The organism is Synechococcus sp. PCC 7336 (assembly GCF_000332275.1).
In the GTDB taxonomy this organism is placed as follows: domain Bacteria; phylum Cyanobacteriota; class Cyanobacteriia; order Thermostichales; family PCC-7336; genus PCC-7336.
Window position 1 is genome coordinate 530,116 of sequence record NZ_CM001776.1, and the last position, 13,144, is coordinate 543,259.

General features: G+C 53.8%; 21 protein-coding genes. 10 read left to right on the plus strand and 11 right to left on the minus strand.

Features of this window, described 5'->3' with window-relative positions:
- Positions 1-10 precede the first annotated feature (10 nt).
- Positions 11-595, minus strand: coding sequence for a Uma2 family endonuclease (locus tag SYN7336_RS02545; protein WP_017324348.1), 585 nt, complete (start codon positions 593-595; stop codon positions 11-13).
- A gap of 343 nt (positions 596-938) precedes the next feature.
- Here SYN7336_RS02545 and gndA point away from each other — a divergent pair, with 343 nt between their 5' ends.
- Positions 939-2,441: an NADP-dependent phosphogluconate dehydrogenase gene (gene gndA / locus SYN7336_RS02550; RefSeq protein WP_017324349.1), complete on the plus strand. Its 1,503-nt coding sequence runs from the start codon at positions 939-941 to the stop codon at positions 2,439-2,441.
- A gap of 63 nt (positions 2,442-2,504) precedes the next feature.
- On the opposite strand, the gene SYN7336_RS32135 is transcribed toward gndA, so the two are convergent.
- The 3 genes from SYN7336_RS32135 to SYN7336_RS02565 all read right to left on the minus strand — a co-directional run bounded on the left by SYN7336_RS32135 (position 2,505) and on the right by SYN7336_RS02565 (position 3,412).
- A complete protein-coding gene (locus SYN7336_RS32135; protein WP_227498588.1) occupies positions 2,505-2,699 on the minus strand; it encodes a hypothetical protein in 195 nt (64 codons plus the stop codon).
- A 109-nt stretch (positions 2,700-2,808) separates the two neighbouring features.
- Positions 2,809-3,105: a DUF3181 family protein gene (locus SYN7336_RS02560; protein WP_017324351.1), complete on the minus strand. Its 297-nt coding sequence runs from the start codon at positions 3,103-3,105 to the stop codon at positions 2,809-2,811.
- Positions 3,106-3,109: 4 nt separating this feature from the next.
- Positions 3,110-3,412, minus strand: coding sequence for a hypothetical protein (locus SYN7336_RS02565; protein WP_017324352.1), 303 nt, complete (start codon positions 3,410-3,412; stop codon positions 3,110-3,112).
- Between the two features lie 194 nt (positions 3,413-3,606).
- On the opposite strand from SYN7336_RS02565, the gene SYN7336_RS02570 reads away from it, so the two are divergent.
- Positions 3,607-4,005, plus strand: a complete 399-nt coding sequence (locus SYN7336_RS02570) for a transcriptional repressor (RefSeq protein WP_051039880.1) — start codon at positions 3,607-3,609, stop codon at positions 4,003-4,005.
- 2 nt (positions 4,006-4,007) lie between these two features.
- Here SYN7336_RS02570 and SYN7336_RS02575 read toward each other — a convergent pair whose 3' ends face one another.
- From SYN7336_RS02575 to SYN7336_RS24110, 5 genes are all read right to left on the minus strand, one after another.
- Positions 4,008-4,607, minus strand: a complete 600-nt coding sequence (locus SYN7336_RS02575) for a DJ-1/PfpI family protein (protein WP_017324354.1) — start codon at positions 4,605-4,607, stop codon at positions 4,008-4,010.
- 88 nt (positions 4,608-4,695) lie between these two features.
- A complete protein-coding gene (locus SYN7336_RS30415) occupies positions 4,696-4,848 on the minus strand; it encodes a hypothetical protein (protein WP_156819995.1) in 153 nt (50 codons plus the stop codon).
- Positions 4,849-5,244: 396 nt separating this feature from the next.
- Positions 5,245-5,661 carry a PIN domain-containing protein gene (locus tag SYN7336_RS02585; protein ID WP_017324356.1) on the minus strand — a complete coding sequence of 139 codons (417 nt, stop codon included), beginning with the start codon at positions 5,659-5,661 and terminating at the stop codon, positions 5,245-5,247.
- The gene (locus SYN7336_RS02590) at positions 5,658-5,903 is read right to left on the minus strand and encodes a hypothetical protein (RefSeq protein ID WP_017324357.1); all 246 of its coding nucleotides are present in this window, start codon (positions 5,901-5,903) and stop codon (positions 5,658-5,660) included. The genes SYN7336_RS02585 and SYN7336_RS02590 overlap by 4 nt, the downstream gene beginning before the upstream one ends.
- Positions 5,904-6,427: 524 nt before the next feature.
- Positions 6,428-6,766 (minus strand): hypothetical protein, encoded by a 339-nt coding sequence (locus SYN7336_RS24110; RefSeq protein WP_227498589.1) that lies wholly within the window; start codon positions 6,764-6,766, stop codon positions 6,428-6,430.
- Positions 6,767-6,978: 212 nt separating this feature from the next.
- Here SYN7336_RS24110 and SYN7336_RS02600 point away from each other — a divergent pair, with 212 nt between their 5' ends.
- Positions 6,979-7,185: a DUF3285 domain-containing protein gene (locus SYN7336_RS02600; protein WP_017324359.1), complete on the plus strand. Its 207-nt coding sequence runs from the start codon at positions 6,979-6,981 to the stop codon at positions 7,183-7,185.
- On the opposite strand, the gene folK is transcribed toward SYN7336_RS02600, so the two are convergent.
- On the minus strand, positions 7,174-7,788 hold the full coding sequence (gene folK, locus SYN7336_RS24115) for a 2-amino-4-hydroxy-6-hydroxymethyldihydropteridine diphosphokinase (RefSeq protein ID WP_083885872.1): 615 nt from the start codon (positions 7,786-7,788) through the stop codon (positions 7,174-7,176). The genes SYN7336_RS02600 and folK overlap by 12 nt on opposite strands.
- Before the next feature lie 107 nt (positions 7,789-7,895).
- Between folK and btpA the strand changes: the two genes are divergently transcribed.
- From btpA to SYN7336_RS02640, 7 genes are all read left to right on the plus strand, one after another.
- A complete protein-coding gene (gene btpA / locus SYN7336_RS02610) occupies positions 7,896-8,777 on the plus strand; it encodes a photosystem I biogenesis protein BtpA (RefSeq protein WP_017324361.1) in 882 nt (293 codons plus the stop codon).
- Between the two features lie 48 nt (positions 8,778-8,825).
- On the plus strand, positions 8,826-9,305 hold the full coding sequence (locus tag SYN7336_RS02615) for a CRR6 family NdhI maturation factor (protein ID WP_017324362.1): 480 nt from the start codon (positions 8,826-8,828) through the stop codon (positions 9,303-9,305).
- The gene (locus tag SYN7336_RS02620) at positions 9,302-9,871 is read left to right on the plus strand and encodes a hypothetical protein (protein WP_017324363.1); all 570 of its coding nucleotides are present in this window, start codon (positions 9,302-9,304) and stop codon (positions 9,869-9,871) included. The genes SYN7336_RS02615 and SYN7336_RS02620 overlap by 4 nt, the downstream gene beginning before the upstream one ends.
- Positions 9,865-10,521, plus strand: a complete 657-nt coding sequence (locus tag SYN7336_RS02625; protein WP_017324364.1) for a cofactor assembly of complex C subunit B — start codon at positions 9,865-9,867, stop codon at positions 10,519-10,521. Before SYN7336_RS02620 ends, SYN7336_RS02625 begins: the two co-directional genes overlap by 7 nt.
- Before the next feature lie 107 nt (positions 10,522-10,628).
- The gene (gene hslO / locus SYN7336_RS02630; RefSeq protein WP_017324365.1) at positions 10,629-11,519 is read left to right on the plus strand and encodes an Hsp33 family molecular chaperone HslO; all 891 of its coding nucleotides are present in this window, start codon (positions 10,629-10,631) and stop codon (positions 11,517-11,519) included.
- An 87-nt stretch (positions 11,520-11,606) separates the two neighbouring features.
- Positions 11,607-11,936 carry a hypothetical protein gene (locus tag SYN7336_RS02635; RefSeq protein WP_017324366.1) on the plus strand — a complete coding sequence of 110 codons (330 nt, stop codon included), beginning with the start codon at positions 11,607-11,609 and terminating at the stop codon, positions 11,934-11,936.
- 379 nt (positions 11,937-12,315) lie between these two features.
- Complete coding sequence (locus SYN7336_RS02640) at positions 12,316-12,864, plus strand: Uma2 family endonuclease (RefSeq protein ID WP_026100630.1); 549 nt, start codon at positions 12,316-12,318, stop codon at positions 12,862-12,864.
- Positions 12,865-12,927: 63 nt separating this feature from the next.
- Here SYN7336_RS02640 and SYN7336_RS02645 read toward each other — a convergent pair whose 3' ends face one another.
- Complete coding sequence (locus SYN7336_RS02645) at positions 12,928-13,143, minus strand: DUF2019 domain-containing protein (RefSeq protein WP_017324368.1); 216 nt, start codon at positions 13,141-13,143, stop codon at positions 12,928-12,930.
- Position 13,144: the final 1 nt, after the last annotated feature.

A 13,144-nucleotide genomic window follows, 5' to 3' on the forward strand; every position in this document is an offset into this window, starting at 1 on the left:
TCGTGCTCGCTTACCAGATACGTTGCAAGCTAAGGGTAAAACCAGGCAGTACATCTTCCCCTGAGAGCTGATTGGGTCGCTCCAAAACCAGCATTTCTGCGCCACTACGGTAAATTTCTACTCGAAAGTTTTGGGGATCGATCAGCCAGCCGAGGCGTGCGCCGCTAGCAAGATATTCGCGCATCTTATTCTGCAATACGTCGAGACGATCGCTCTTCGAGCGCAACTCAACGACAAAATCGGGGCACAGGGGGGCAAAGCCTTCCTTCTCCTCTTGAGTTAGGGCATCCCAGCGCTCGCGGCTTACCCAAGAGGCATCTGGAGCGCGGGTAGCACCATTGGGTAACTCAAAGCCACCGGAAGACTCGAAGGCAACACCCAAAGCTTCGTTGGCTTCAGCCCAGTTGCCAAGCTGAAGGCAAATGCTGAGATTTCGTTGACTCGATTCACTACCAGTTGGGGGACTCACGCTCAACTTACCATCTGCAGTCCTCTCCAATCGTAAATCCCGGTTAGCAGCCGCAAGCGCTGCGAACTCTGCCTGCGAGATGTGAAGGGCGAGGTCAGTGGGCAGTTCTAAAGTAAGAGTCGGCATGGTGATGCTCTTCGTCAGGATGCAATCGCTGGTTTGGTGCTACACCCTAACCCTTATTTTCACCGATTCTTGGCTTTTATGTAGTCGAGCGCATTCCACCTCCATAGACTCCACGAGGAGAAGGCCGCAATTACCTACTCAATCCGCACCATCCCGAATTTCCACAGGTCGAGAATTTGGCTGTCGTCTCTTACGAACTCGATCGCCCTCTGTAGCGACGATGATGCAAACCGCCGATCGCCTCTAAGCAGGATTTAACACTGTCTTCCAGCAAACCGCCCGTTAGGCGGAGATTGCTCCACTAAAATCGAGATGCTAGCGCTGAAGGTAAGGATTGACAAGCATGACGCAAGCACAGGCAGATATTGGGCTGATTGGCTTGGCTGTGATGGGCCAAAATCTCGTCCTCAACATGGCCGACCACGGATACAAGGTCGCGGTATACAACCGCACCACTTCAGTCATGGAAAAATTTGTTGCCGAAAACCCCGATACGCCAGGGGGACTCGTCCCCTGCACGTCACTGTCCGAGCTGTTGGCGTCGCTGAAAAAGCCCCGCAAAATTGTCTTGCTGATCAAGGCGGGCAAGGCGATCGATTACGTCATTTCAGATCTGCTCGAAGCAGGTCTGGAGCCGGATGACATTGTGGTGGATGCGGGAAATTCCCTCTGGACGGACACCATCGATCGCGAAAAGAACTATGCTGACCAACTCAAGTTTTTCGGTTCCGGCACTTCGGGGGGGGAAGAAGGGGCTCGCTTCGGCCCTTCCCTCATGCCCGGTGGCAGCCCCGAGGCTTGGAAGTCTCTGGAACCCATCTGGACGGCCATCTCTGCCAAAGTGGACCCCGAGACGGGTAAAGAACTGAAAGGGGCGACCCCCGGTCATCCAATTGTCGGAGGCGTTCCCTGCTCCGCTTACCTCGGTCCCAATGGTGCGGGCCACTACGTCAAGATGGTCCACAACGGCATCGAATACGGCGACATGCAAATGATTTGCGAAGCCTATCACCTGATGCGGGATGTGTTGGGTATGAAGCCTGCCGAAATGAGCGAGGTGTTTGCCGAGTGGAACCGGGGCAAGCTGGATAGTTTTTTGATTGAGGTCACCGCAGATATTCTGCAGCAGGTGGACCCCGTGACCGGTCAGCCGTTTGTGGATGTGGTTTTAGACACCGCCGGTCAGAAAGGTACGGGTAAGTGGACGGCGATGAATTCGCTGGAGATGGGGGTTCCCGCTCCCACGATCGCCGAAGCGGTTTACGCTCGGATTGTCAGCTCCCTCAAACAGGAGCGCGTGGCGGCCAGCCAGATCTTGCACGGTCCGGGGCCGAGTTTTCGGGGGGACAAACAAGCGTTTGTCAATGCAATTCGCGATGCCCTCTATTGCTCCAAGATTTGCTCTTACGCCCAGGGATTTGCCCTGATGCGCGAGGCCCAAAAGGAATATGACTGGCAGCTCAACTTTGGCGAGATTGCCACGATTTGGCGCGGTGGCTGCATTATTCGGGCGCGGTTCTTACAGCGGATTAAGGAAGCCTTCGATCGCGATGCCGCGCTCGCCAATCTATTGCTCGATCCCTACTTCACGAAAGAGGTAGAAGATTCCCAGACCCACTGGCGCGAGGTGGTGGCTACGGCGGCGATGCAGGGGGTTCCGGCTCCGACATTTTCGTCGTCGTTGGCCTATTACGACTCTTATCGCACCGGTTTCTTGCCCGCCAATTTATTGCAGGCGCAGCGAGACTACTTTGGGGCACATACTTACGAGCGTTTGGATCGGCCTCGGGGTGAATTTTTCCACCTCGATTGGCCCGAGCCCAGCCGCCCGCAGTTGCCGGTGTAGCCCGTCTGCGGATTGATTCTGTCAGGCCCTGGTTCTGCAGGGCCTTGTTCACGCTCGCCAAACTTATAGCTGGTCATACACTGAATCCTGCTCGTCATAGGCTGCCAAGAATCTCTCTCTAGCAGCGTCTTGCCAAAGACGCTCTGACTCCTCCCGTTCTGCTATAGAAATCAAAATATCCTCACCCTCGCTAACTGAAATAGGCTGGCTCAGCTCCAGATGAGTTGAATCAATCACTCTAGCCTTGATGACTTTCATATCCATAATTCCTGCGCGAGCCCCAGATGAAGCGAGAACGGCGATCGCCCGAGCTGCTCGCTGAACGGATTGCTGTTGGTGGGCATAATTTAGGTGTGGTGTCGTGGCTCTAGCGATCGGCAAACTTTTCCAGCAGGTCGATCGCGGTCATAATCCCTTGCATGGGCAATAGGTCGAACAAACTCAGTTGCGTCCGCCCTCCCCCCAACTGCACGGGAACGCCTTTGAGCACCTCTACCACAGCATCTTCGTCAATCCTGCCCTCATCCACCATTGGCAACAGTTTTTCAGCCAGCGGCAGGTGCAATTTGGCATCCGCCAGGAACAAATGCCACTTGGCCACATCCAGATAGACTTCCTCTCCCAATGCTGCGGCTAGCTGTTCGATTCGCTGACTGTCCGACATGGCTTTATCCCTCTTCTTGGCTGGAGAGTTCTTCTTTACTGACTAGATCGCTGCCAGTTTTTTCTGTCAAGCCCGGATAGCGGGCAACAAGCATCACCCAGAGGGCATTCAGGGCCAAAATGGCCGTCCAGGCGATCGCCACCGGCTGCAGCCAAGGCCAATCGGCTCGGTAGAGCAACTGGAAAAACCACAACCCCGTCACCACCGTGCTATAAAGCATGGCGTTGGCAGCAAGCGTATAACGATCGTCCAAATAGCGATATTCCGATTCGCGGCGAGAGGGGGTTACTTTCCAGCGGGGTGGCATGGGCGCATAGCCTAACAGATGTCTATTTCTAGAATAGTGCGCTTCAGATCCCCAGCAACTGCGATCGCTGCTGGTCGCAGAGCGGGATCTTCAGTTATTATCAATAACAACGCTTTATTGACAATACCGTGACTTTAACTGACGCTTATTCCCCAGAAGCCTTTAAAGCAGAACTCAACGCAGTCGGGTGGCGCATGACCCCACAGCGGGAGCGGATTTTAGATACGTTCCAAAATCTACCGGAGGGGGAGCATCTGAGCGCGGAAGATTTGCACGATCGCCTCAAACAAGAAGGGGAAAATATTAGCCTTTCAACCATCTACCGCACCGTGAAGCTGATGGCTCGCATGGGCATTCTGCGGGAGCTGGAGCTGGCAGAGGGGCACAAGCATTACGAGATCAATCAACCCTATCCCCACCACCACCACCATTTGGTTTGCGTCAAGACCAACCAAGTGATCGAATTTAAGAACAATCAAGTATTGGCAATTAGCCAGAAGGTGGCTGAGAAGCACGGCTTTAAAGTATTAGATTGTCAATTGACAATCATTGGCATTAGTCCCGAAGGACAGCGATATATTTTCAATTCTTAATCTTAAACAGTCGCCACTTGACGATGTTGGATAGTAGTACCCAGTACAGCTAGAAATTCTGCCAGCCACTTGGGATGGGCGGGCCAAGCTGGGGCGGTGACGAGATTGCCATCGGCGATCGCCTCAGTAACGGGAATCTCCACATAGATGCCGCCCGCAGCATTCACCTCGGGGCCGCAGGCGGGGTAGGCCGAGCAGCGCTTGCCTGCAAGCACTCCAGCAGCGGCTAGGAGTTGTGCTCCGTGACAAATGGCGGCGATCGGTTTATTGGCGTTGGCAAAATGCTGCACTACTGCGATGACCTCTGGATTGAGCCGCAGGTATTCGGGGGCACGACCGCCAGGAATCGCTAAGGCATCGTAGTCAGCCACCTGAATGTCGGCAAAGGTGGCATTCAACGTAAAGTTGTGTCCGGGCTTTTCTGAGTAAGTTTGATCCCCTTCAAAATCGTGGACTGCCGTGCGCACCGATTCGCCAGCCTTTTTGTCGGGACAAACAGCGCAAACGGTATGTCCTACCATTTGGAGGGCTTGGAACGGCACCATGACTTCGTAATCTTCCACAAAATCGCCCACCAGCATTAAAATCTTCAGGCCAGTCATGACACATCTCCCAAGAGATAGACCGGGTGCAAAGGTTTCTTTCACACTAAGGGGAAATTCTGGTGGAGCGGGCAAATTCAATAACTTTTTAGCGATCGCCCCCGCAGATTCCCATCATGACCTCCATGATGATGTCCTCAAAATCAGCACTGGCGTAAAAATCTCCCCGCCCTCGCCCCTCAAATGCCTCAACTTTGCTAGATTGACAGTCTTTTGAGTGAGATCGAATAGACTGCTGCACGCACTGCGCTGAAGAGCCGCATGAACCTCCGAAGCACTGATGCCTAACTCCTGGGCCAAAGACGTATAGGTCCAATCATCGGACGGCAATCCGTATAACTTTAACAGGCAAAGAATGTCTTGGGGCTTGAGCACTGGAGTCAGCAAACAGATTTCAATTTCATCTTACTCCTATGCCGACAGGAGACTGCATAGCATAAATCTATATACAGCAAGACTTCTAGGTGATTTTCAACGATCGATCTTAGAGTGGGAAGGGAGTATTCGCTATTTGCAAATAGCGAATAGATTTGGAGGATAACGATTGAGTTCAGCGGACGCAGATAACTTTTGCAACTCAGCCGACCAACTTTCGGCATTCCGGTGCAGCGACTTGTTATGCAACGGCATCATCTGCTTACTCCAAGGGTATCGCCAAAAACTCGTCTGGCAATAATGCGGGAATGGCAGAGGCAGTAAAATCAGATTTATTTCGAGTCACAATAACTTCTACTCCTGCGACGTTTGCAGCCTCGCTTGTCACAGCATCTTCAAAATCTGTCATGGAGCTTTGTAATGCAGCCCTAATTACTACATCTGTTACACTAGCAACCTGAAGATGTTGCAATAACCTTGACAAAAGCTCACGGGCTGTTTCGCTGCCAACTTGACGATGCAAAATATAGAAAATATTCGTTACAGCATGACCCGAAATATAACCTTGGACTTGCGGTTGAGTTGCTGTACTCAATGCCTGTGCAGAAGCGATCGCAAATGGCTGTCGTTGGGCCAGAACATCGAGCAAAACATCACTGTCAAATAATACGTGCTTCAACTGTATTTCTCCTCCAAGTAGTCCACGTAGGACTCTGTAGGATCTTCTGTTCCTAGCTTAATCACCCCAATCAGGCTTTGAGTCCAAGGATCGAGACCAGTCAAAGAGTTTGTGTTGGGAATCGGAGGACTAAATAACACTAGCGTTTCTTTTTGAATCGAACTTAACAACAACTGGACTAAACGCCAACGATCGCCAATGGGCAACTGCAACGCCTGTTTTTGTAACTCCTGCCACGTCATTCGCTTTCTCCAAACAACTTTTTATCTATTGTAAAGTGCTGCTGAGGCTTCTAACTTTAATTTCTGGGTAATGCCTCAGTGGTAAGGATCGAGTGTCTGCAGGGCAAGGGTTTCAGCACCTAATATCCTTGGCTCTACCGCTCCTGTTATGCTGTCCGCAGTCTTGAAAAGCCCAACATCCTACCCAGTAAGGCTTTCATGAGATCTTGACCATAAAGAGGTATGTTTTACCGTCTAATCCATTGCTAGCAAGGCTTTGGGCAGCTTTGGCATGGAACTAGCATACTAAGTCCGATAGAGCCATATCCTTACTGTTGAAGGACTATCCAGACAGGCTATCAGTTATCTCCAAACTATCATCAGTTATCTCCAAACTAGAAGACAAGCGGCATAACGATTGAGTTCAGTGGCGACTCGTAACTTTGGCATCTTCGCCAACCATTTTTATTCCGCCGCCGCAACGATTTGTTAGCACGCGCCGCAACCCTAGACCTGACTTTGTACGATCGCCGAATTTATGAAACTCATTTAAGAACCAGCAGTTCACTGAACTTATTTTTCAAATCCGGCGATACCGTCAGTGGCTTATAAACTTCGCCTTCGTAGGGCTGCCAAACGTAACCTGGGCTAAAGGGGCGAAATAAAATCGAGGCTCCGAGCGATCGCCAAACCATCTCAGCTAGCACCAAACCTGGAAAACTGGGAACGGTCGCCTCTGAGATCGACTCACTATAGGTTCTAAATTCATCAACTTCCAAACCAACCAGGGCATAACGAAAGGGCGGGGCAGACTGCAACCGCTGATAGAGTAGAATACCTAATTCCGTCATCTGATAAGCAATGTCAGACGCATCAATTCCCACTTCACTGATGTCATCTGGACAAGCCTGACACCACCAGTTTCCCTCAATATCTTGAAAAACTACGGATGTGAGCTTGAGCAGTTGGAGTGTCGATCCGGCCAACCAACAGATCGTCTTCAACCTCCACTCAACCCAAACGGTGGCCTGTTGCCCGCTGTGCGATCGCCCTTAGACTGGAAACAATCAACCCTACAGCACTCCCGTTCAATCGCATGTCTGACGAAACCGCAATCCCTGAAGAAGCTACCGAGTCCTCCCCCAGCTACGATCCCCGCTATATGGCAAAACCGGAGGATAGCTATACAAAATTAGCCATGCGCAATATGGTGCGTCGCGGCGGTACGTCTTTGCTCCATTTTGGCTTGACCATCACTGCAGTATTGGGCTTTTTGGTGGGGATGGCGTATCTATTTCATTAAGAGCTGCACGGGGCGTTCCACCGCCACCCCCTGCCAACTCACTCGCTGGACTAGCTCGGCAATGGTGGCTCCCCCTTGGCGATCGCCCTCGGGATAGCGCCAGTGGGGAATCAGGTGCTTGAGAGGTACGAGCACAAAGGCCCGCTCTGCCATGCGCGGATGCGGCACGATCGCATCTGGCCCCTCAAACCAGCGATCCTCCCACAGCAAAATATCGAGATCGAGGGTGCGCGAGTCCCACTTGCGGTGGCGGGCTCGCCCCAGTTGGGCTTCGACCTGGAGGAGCACTCGCATGAGCTCTGGAGGCAATAGGGAGGTCGCCAGGAGTGCGGCACCGTTGAGATACGCTGGGGACTCCTGTTGAGGGCGATCGCCCCAGTAGACCGGCTCCGTCCAAAAGCAGGGAGACACCTGCAAGAGTTCGATATCTGGATGATTCTGGAGAGCCATTAATCCAGCTTCGAGGTTTTGACGAGGATCGCCCAAATTGCTGCCCAAAGCGATCGCCACGACCGCTCGGGATGGCGAGTATCCCGTTTGAGGGATCCGATTGGCGTTAGGCTGAATAGTGTTGGACTGCACGGACGATCGTTCGGTTCCCATTGGCAAACCCTTGGATTTTGCAAGATCGATATTGACAAAGATCGATTTCTGCAAAATACAGGATAATTGTTTTCCACTGTCTATCCCGCCGAGGAGACTGGCAAGCTGTGGCTGCTCTGGAGCACATTTTCCATACGCAAAACCCGATTATTGGAGTCGTACACCTGTTGCCGCTACCCACTTCCCCCCGTTGGGGCGGCAATCTAGAAGCGGCGATCGCTCGGGCGGAGCAAGAGGCCACGGCTCTAGCAGCGGGCGGTGTGGACGGAATTATTGTCGAAAACTTAAATGACATGCCCTACACCAAAGGGCAGGCGGACCCGGCGGTGGTCAGTGCCATGACCGCGATTGTGCAGCGCATCAAGCAAATGGTGCAGTTGCCCCTCGGCCTTAACGTGTTGCGCAACGACGGTCGCAGTGCCCTCGCGATCGCCGCCTGCACTGGCGCTCAATTTATTCGCGTCAACGTTCTGACAGGGGTGATGGTGACCGATCAGGGCACGATTGAGGGGGATGCTTATAACCTGTTGCGCTATCGTCGCCAATTGGGGGCAGACATTCAAATCTACGCGGATGTTTTGGTCAAGCACGCTCGCCCCCTCGCAGCCACCAACCCGATTTCAGTCGTGAAGGATACCGTGGAGCGCGGTTTGGCTGACGGCATTATTTTGTCCGGTTGGGCCACGGGCCATCCCCCCTCAATTGACGAACTGGAAATGGCGCGGGCAACGGCTCCCGACACGCCGCTCTTGATTGGCTCTGGCGCGAATCTGGATAATATTAGCTCGCTGTTGCAGGTGGCCGACGGGGCGATTGTGGCCACATCCCTCAAGCGGCACGGCAAGCTGTCTGAAGGGATCGATCCCATTCGCGTCAGCCGGTTTGTGGAAGCTGCCCATCGCCACCTTGCCCGAGTTCGCGAGGCCGAAGCCGATGCTGCAGCGGCTAATGTCGATCGGTCTGCCGGTCTTTCTGTCGGTCGCAGCTAGCGGCGTTCTTTCGTTCTATCCTTCTGTTTATTGGCTGTTCTCGCTGCTATGAGCGTTACCCTCGTTTTAACTGCTGACGCGATCGCCAATCTCGATCTCAGCGCCGGACATGCCATTGTCGAGACCCTGCTGACCAATCCCAAAGGGTGTGCTCAGCAATTGCAATGCGCGATCGACTATCCCCGTGCAGAGGACGATCCGCGAGAGCTGTCCGAGATTTCCGAAGTGCGGCTGTGGTTTGTGCGCTGGGATGTTGCCTACCCTTGGCTGCCCTACTTTCTCGACTGGCGCGGGGGGGAGTTGGCCCGCTACGCCGCCATGCTGGTGCCCCATCAATTTAGCCAGCGGGAGGGCATCCAGTTCAATCCCGAGGGGCTGGAAATTTTTGTCATGCAAAAGATTTTTGTCTTGCTCGATTGGTTCAAAGATAAAGACTTTGGCTCGACGGCTGATGTGAGAAATATGGCCAAGGTGTTGGGCTACGATATTGCCCCCGAGTTTTTCCAGTTGTTGGAGCAATATCGGTGAAGGGTTTGCTGATGGCCGATACAGTGCCGGGGACGGCAGGAACCGAAGCGATCGCCGCTCCTGTTGCAGTCTCAAAGGCGATCGCCGCTTACCTAACCAAGCATCGGCATTCCCAGCTTCAGGGGCTATCGGTGCCGGAGGATTTAGCGATCGCCGACTGGGGCCAGTTGTGGCGAGACTATACCGAATTGCTCGAACGGGGAGAGCCGCTGGCGATCGCCTTACCCCACAGTTTTGGCGCTGCGATCGATGCCACATCCACCCTGGCCGAATGGGCGGGCGATTGGCGTTTATCCGTGCTGCTGACCCTGCCCATCAATGCCCATAGTTTCAGTCTCGCGACTGCCTTTGCTGCCCTGGCCCGCCAGTCACAAGCGCAGCTGCTCGGATTTGTTGTGTGGGGCAGCGGCTCTGCAGAAGCTGTTAAGGCGCTGTCCGAACCCATTGAGGCAACCCTCCGCGTCCCCGTGTTGGGGCATCTCGATCTACAGCCGCAGGATCTGGAGAATCCCGACGCCCTGGCAACCGCCGCCGCCCAACTCAACTGGGAACTGCTGCCGTGGTAATTCGCTATCTCCCTTTGGTGGCAGGCATTCTCGGCGGCAGTCTCTTGGTGCTGAATCATCTGGCCTTCAGTCCCGATCTGCTCAACAGCCAATCGCGATCGGATGCCCTCGGGGTGTTGCTCAGTGCCCTACTCGTACTGACGGGACTGCTGTGGCAGCAAGTGCAACCCCTTCCCCCCAAAGCGGTGCAGTTGGAGGGCGAGCAGGGGTTCGAACTGTGGTCGGAATTATCGCAGGCACAGCGGTTAGAGCTGGGCTGGGCGACGCGATCGCTGCTGCTGGCCAGTCCCGCCCAAAGTGTGGTTCTGATGTATGGCGATCGCCTGATTCTGCGGCGGGGAATTCTGTCCGATACGGATTACTCTCCCGGCCAAACAGTGGAACCCGGTACCATCCTGGCTCGCGTTCTCAAGACTCAAAAGCCCGTTTACCTGGTGGATCTCAAACTGTATCCGGCCCGAGTTGAATTTGATTACTTGCCTGCTAACACGCAAGCACTGCTGTGCGAACCGGTGGGCGAGCGCGGTGCTTTAGTTTTGGGCGCAGATGCCCCCCGCAGTTTTATCGATCGCGATCGCGCCTGGATTGGGGCGATCGCCCAAAAGTTAGATAGCGTTCTAGACCCTCTCTCCGAACCTCCTTCAGCCTAAAGATCCGAGCACCAATCTCCATGTAACAGAGTGTTACACTAAGGGCTGTTTGGCCTGCACCGCTTCTGAACCTCCTGCGGGCTGAGTTGAGTTGTGCGGAGAGCATTGTGGCAGATTATCTGATTCGAGCAACGGCAGCGGATGGAAATGCCCGAGCAGTGACTGCCATTTCGACCCAATTGTGCGAAGAAGCGCGGAACCGCCACAGTTTGTCTTATGTCGCCACCGCTGCCTTGGGTCGGGCCATGACTGCAGGCTTGCTGATTTCTTCGGGGATGAAGCGGGCGGATGCCCGTGTGAATCTGCAATTTCTCGGGGGCGGTCCGCTCGGTAAGGTGTGGGTCGATGCTGGGGCGGATGGGAGCGTGCGCGGTTACGTCCAACATCCCCAAATCGAGTTGCCGCCCAATGCCCTCGGCAAGTTGGATGTTGGCGGTGCGGTGGGTCGCGATGGCATGTTGCACGTGATTCGCGATTTGGGCTTTGGCTATCCCTACAGCGGCACGGTGCAACTGGTGTCTGGGGAAATTGGGGATGATGTGACGCAGTATTTAGTCACCTCCGAGCAAACCCCATCGGCTGTCCTGTTGGGGGTGTTTGTGGATAGTGCGGGGGTGCAGGCGGCGGGGGGGATGATGCTGCAATTGTTGCCCGGTGCCCCCGAGCAGTTGATTGCCGATATGGAGGCAAAGTTATCGGGCTTGACGGGGTTTACGCCGCTCTTGCGATCGGGCATGGGCTTGACCGATATTCTGGAAAATCTACTGGGGGATTGGGGGTTACAGATCGCTGCCGACACCCAAATGATTCGGTTCCACTGTCCCTGCAGCGAAGATCGGATGTTGAGGGCGCTGCGGCTGTTGGGAGAGGTGGAGCTGAAGGACATGATTGAAAAAGATGGCGGAGCAGAAGCCACCTGTCATTTTTGTAATGAGATCTATCGGGTCGGCGAGCCGGAATTGCAGCAGGTTATCGAGCAGTTGCAGGACCAGGCTTGAATAGGGTGATTTGCCAGCCAATGGGAATATACTATTGCACAATAGAAGTGACAGCCATCTGACCCCCCTGACACTTGCCGAAAAGTTATGACGATCGCTGAGCTGATCCCAACCGTTAAAGAGCTGTCCCACACAGACCAACTCTTGCTGCTACAAGTGCTCGTGCAGGAGCTACTGCAGGCAGAAGGTGTAACAGAAAAGCAGCTTTTAGAGGGTAGCTCATCGCAACCTGCAGTATCTTCTTTTGAAGACGACGACAATGGCGACCTCACCTTAGAGGAACGCCGTGATTTTCTCGAGAAACCTCTTGTCGAACGCAGACGCATTTTGGCAGAGCAAGCCGAAGCAATACAGACCCATTACGAACAAAATACTGAGTGGAAAGAATGGCTAGCAGGTGACATTGTTGAGTACTAAACCTCATCCATGTTGAGACCTGGAGTTTTCAGGCATTGCACTCAGCCCCCTAAATCCCCCACCAGTGGGGGACTTGTGAGAGTCTGTTGGCTTCGTTCTACAACTTGAATGACCGCGATTGGCCGGTTCGTCTTCCCAGCCTCCAAACCCCAGCTAGCACTGTCGTCAAGTCCCCCAGAATGGGGGATTTAGGGGGCGAATGCAGTGGTTAACAGCGTTAGTGAGGGGTACTAAAAGGTGCCTCATTAAAACTACAGGTTTCTGACTAGACTTGGTTTAATTCTGCAATTGGGCTATATCTCTGACAAAACCCTCACCAAGATTGCCTTCACCATAGCAGCGGTCATCGAAGCCGATATTTAACCTCCCGAGACGAGCCGTGAAGACATTAGCCCAATGGACAGTCGATGACTATCACCGCATGATTGAGGCCGGCCTGTTTGCCGATCGCCGCGTTGAATTACTGCAGGGCGAGATTGTCGAAATGCCTCCAGAAAACCCCACTCACAACTACACCAACCATCAGGCGCTTGGATACTTGCAATCTTTGTTGGGCGATCGCGCTGACGTCTTATCCCCCGGTCCCATCGACCTGAATGCTTGGGGCTCGGAGCCAGAGCCGGATATAGCAATTGTTCGTCCCCCACTATCCTGCTACAAACACCGCCATCCCAACCCCGAAGATATCCACTGGCTGATTGAAATTTCCAACAGCACCTTAGCCTACGACCTCAACGATAAGCAGCGCCTGTATGCCCTGGCCGGTATTTCAGAATATTGGGCGATCGACGTTCAAGCATCGCAGGCGTGGGTGCATCGCCAGCCCGAGGGGGAGCAGTATCGGGTCAAAACGGCGATCGCCGCAGGATCGATTTCGCCCTTAGCTTTTCCGGCGATCGCCGTCGATCTCGTCCAATTGCTGGGGTAAGCCAAACTCGCCACAAACCGCGCGAGAATACCGTCAAACTGAACTCGTCCTATTACCTTGCGGCTAATTGCTTTCGCGATCGCTCAATGCCTGAATCGCCCGAGCATTACTGCCGATGAGCTGCTTGAGCTCTGCAATTTCGGCGCCAAATTGCTCGAACAACCGCTCAAATCGCTCGAACGCCCGCTGATTGGCCTGCTCGTGTTCGATTTGCATTTGGGCCAACTGCTGAATTAAGTTCCCTGCAGTTGCAAACGCTTGACGAGTTTCTTCATCCACT

Bases quoted from the DNA above. Each gene is read 5' to 3' on its own strand.
- SYN7336_RS02545 (WP_017324348.1), bottom strand. From the start codon at position 595: ATGCCGACTCTTACTTTAGAACTGCCCACTGACCTCGCCCTTCACATC.
- gndA (WP_017324349.1), top strand. From the start codon at position 939: ATGACGCAAGCACAGGCAGATATTGGGCTGATTGGCTTGGCTGTGATG.
- SYN7336_RS32135 (WP_227498588.1), bottom strand. From the start codon at position 2,699: ATGAAAGTCATCAAGGCTAGAGTGATTGATTCAACTCATCTGGAGCTG.
- SYN7336_RS02560 (WP_017324351.1), bottom strand. From the start codon at position 3,105: ATGTCGGACAGTCAGCGAATCGAACAGCTAGCCGCAGCATTGGGAGAG.
- SYN7336_RS02565 (WP_017324352.1), bottom strand. From the start codon at position 3,412: ATGCCACCCCGCTGGAAAGTAACCCCCTCTCGCCGCGAATCGGAATAT.
- SYN7336_RS02570 (WP_051039880.1), top strand. From the start codon at position 3,607: ATGACCCCACAGCGGGAGCGGATTTTAGATACGTTCCAAAATCTACCG.
- SYN7336_RS02575 (WP_017324354.1), bottom strand. From the start codon at position 4,607: ATGACTGGCCTGAAGATTTTAATGCTGGTGGGCGATTTTGTGGAAGAT.
- SYN7336_RS02590 (WP_017324357.1), bottom strand. From the start codon at position 5,903: ATGACGTGGCAGGAGTTACAAAAACAGGCGTTGCAGTTGCCCATTGGC.
- SYN7336_RS02600 (WP_017324359.1), top strand. From the start codon at position 6,979: ATGTCTGACGAAACCGCAATCCCTGAAGAAGCTACCGAGTCCTCCCCC.
- folK (WP_083885872.1), bottom strand. From the start codon at position 7,788: ATGGGAACCGAACGATCGTCCGTGCAGTCCAACACTATTCAGCCTAAC.
- SYN7336_RS02615 (WP_017324362.1), top strand. From the start codon at position 8,826: ATGAGCGTTACCCTCGTTTTAACTGCTGACGCGATCGCCAATCTCGAT.
- SYN7336_RS02635 (WP_017324366.1), top strand. From the start codon at position 11,607: ATGACGATCGCTGAGCTGATCCCAACCGTTAAAGAGCTGTCCCACACA.